This is a genomic window from Actinoplanes sp. NPDC048791, assembly GCF_040650095.1.
GTDB lineage: Bacteria > Actinomycetota > Actinomycetes > Mycobacteriales > Micromonosporaceae > Actinoplanes.
Map to the genome: position 1 here is coordinate 1 of NZ_JBEZGQ010001120.1, position 2,556 is coordinate 2,556.

At 72.9% G+C, this 2,556-nt stretch carries 1 protein-coding gene and 1 pseudogene; both read right to left on the reverse strand.

Translation table 11 applies throughout. The features are described 5' to 3' along the window. Positions 1–603: pseudogene (locus tag AB0C29_RS43055) on the reverse strand (type VI secretion protein); the annotation flags it as partial. A gap of 80 nt (positions 604–683) precedes the next feature. Then, positions 684–2,429 carry a helicase HerA domain-containing protein gene (locus AB0C29_RS43060; protein WP_360833384.1) on the reverse strand — a complete coding sequence of 582 codons (1,746 nt, stop codon included), beginning with the start codon at positions 2,427–2,429 and terminating at the stop codon, positions 684–686. Positions 2,430–2,556: the final 127 nt, after the last annotated feature.

The window sequence follows — 2,556 nt, forward strand, 5'->3', positions numbered from 1 at the left end:
GCGGGGGCTGGCCGGGCGGGCGAGGACTTGCACGCAGGCGTGTTCGCCGGGTTTGAGCTGCGATCCGGCCGACATCAGCGCGCGCAGCGGGTCGTTGTCGTGATCGGTCTTGAAGGGCAGCCATTCCGCAGCACTGGGCAGCAGATGCCCACCCACGGCGGCGGCGGTCTCGAGCGGGATCGGTGGGGGTGCCGGCTCGTCGATGGTGCAGGCGGCGCCGGGCCACGCGGCGCGGACGGCTGCCTCCACCGCCCCTTGGGGGACGGTGCCGGGTACCCACACCGCGATCAGCAGTTGCCGGCCGGTCCATGTGTATTGCCAGACCAGGTGTGGGGTGCCGTAGAGGAGCCGCTTGCGCCGGGATGGGGTGAGGGTGCCGTGCAGGTTGGCCCACAGTGCGGCGGCGCTGTGCGGGTCGACCTCGGGTGGTGGGGCGATGGTGATGAGGCGGGCGGCGGCAGCGTGGCGGCGCTGCCGCCACCCGTCGACCACGTTACGGGCCGCCACGAACGACACCAGCAGCCCGGCGGCCACGGCGGCCAGCCACGGCCGGGCCACCGCCCAGCCGGAGGCGTCCACCAACCATTGCGCCGGCGGGTCCACCGTGGAGACAAGATCGGCGCCCGGCCGCGAAGGGGCGGGCGCCGGCGGGGGCGACGGCAGATAGATCAGCGGCGGTGGTGTCACAGCTGGTCCTCGCCGTCGTCGAACCCGACCAGGTCGGCCGGTGTGGTGGTGGCCAGGCGGTGTTCGGCCGGTGAGCTGATCGACTCGAACGCGGTCCGCTGGGTTCCGCAGATGAGCAGGCCGTGCCCGATGCGGGCGGCGAGCAGCATCCGGCGTTCCCCTGCGGTGAGCCCGAAGGCGTCGGCGACATTCTCGATCGCCTGGGGTGCCTGCTTGAGCAGGACCTGCGTCGCCGCGTTCGCTACCACCGCCTGCCCCAGGTCAGTGCCGAGCACATCGGCCGCATCCTGCGTCACCATCGACATGCCGGCGTTGCGCTTGCGGGCGGCCTTCGACATTTTGAACAGGAACCGGGCGCCTTCCCCGTCACGCATCAGTAGCCAGGCTTCCTCCACGACGACCAGGCGGCGGGTCGCCAGCCGGGCCGGGCCCGGGGTGTCGACCGATCGCCAGATCGCGTCCAGGGCCAGCAGGGTGCCGACGGTGCGGAGCTCGTCGGGCAGATGCCGCAACGACCAGACGACCAGGTGTCCGTCGGGGCGGGTGGTCGTCGGCGCGTCGAACAGTGCGGAGAACGACCCGGCGACCCACGGCGCCAGCCGGGCGGCCAGCTGCCGGGCCGCCTCGTCCCCGCGGTCGGCGTGCAGGATCGCGGCGAGGTCTTTGAGCAGGGGTGCCGGCCGGTGGTGGGTGGCCGGGTCGGCGGTGATCCCGGCCTGCCGGTAGACGGCGAGGATGGCGCGGTCCAGGGCGGCGCGTTCGGCCGGCGGCGGTACCTGTCCGAGGAGCACGCTGATCAGGGTGTGCAGGAACAGCCCGCGCCGGGTGAGTACGTCCGGGCGGCTGTCCCCGGCGGGCAGGTCGAGGGGGTTGATCTTCACGCCAGGCGCGCCGAGGCGCACGATGCCGCCGCCCACAGCGTCGGCCAGGCGCGAGTATTCGTCTTCCGGGTCGATGACGGCGACCTGCACGCCTTGGTAGAGGTTGCGCAGCACGTCGAGCTTGACGAAGTAGCTCTTGCCGGCGCCGGAGCGGGCCAGAACCACGCAGTTGTGGTTCTCCTGCGCCCAGCGGTCCCACCAGACGATGCCTTGCGAGTCCGGGTTGATCCCGTACAGGACCCCGCCAGAGTTGGGTGGGTCGCCCGGCAGCGGCGCGGGCAGATCCGCGCTGGCGAGGGGGAAGGCGGCGGCCAGGGCCTGGGTGTCCATGGTGCGGCGCATCTGCAGACTGTCCGAGGCGAGGGGCAGGGTGGTGGTCCAGCCGGGCAGGTGCCGCCAGGTGGCCGGCTGCACCTCGATCAGCGTGGACGCGGCGGCCGCTTTGACCTGTGCGCACGCCTCGAGCAGTTCGGCTTCGGTACGGGCGTGCACGGTCAGGTACAGCCCGACCCGGAACAGTTTCGCCATCCCGCGGGCGAGACGCTGGGCCAGCTCGGCGGCGTCGTCGGCCGCGGCCTCCACGAACGGGTCGGCGAGCTTGCCGTGCCGTTCGTCGGCGCGGCGGCTCGATTCGAACCGGGCCCGCTGATTCCGCAGCCGGGCGGCGGCGACCGGCGCGGGCAGGGGGTCGATGTGCAGGGTCAGGTCGAGGCGGCCCGGCCAGGACAGCAGCGGTTCCAGCCAGGCCGGGCCGACCTCGGCCGGGTAGCCGGTGACGACCAGGGTGGCGGCGTAGCCGTCGCCGACGCGCAGGAAGCGGGGGGTGACTTCGACGGAGGCGGGGGCGACGGTGGCCGCCAGCGACGAACGCCGACGGCCTCCAGCGGCGTGACGTTGGTCGGTGGTGGTGCGGTTTCGGGTGAACGTTTTCACGACGTCGGCTTTCTGGGCGTGGCCTGGTGTGGGCCGGTGATGACGGTGTCGGGGG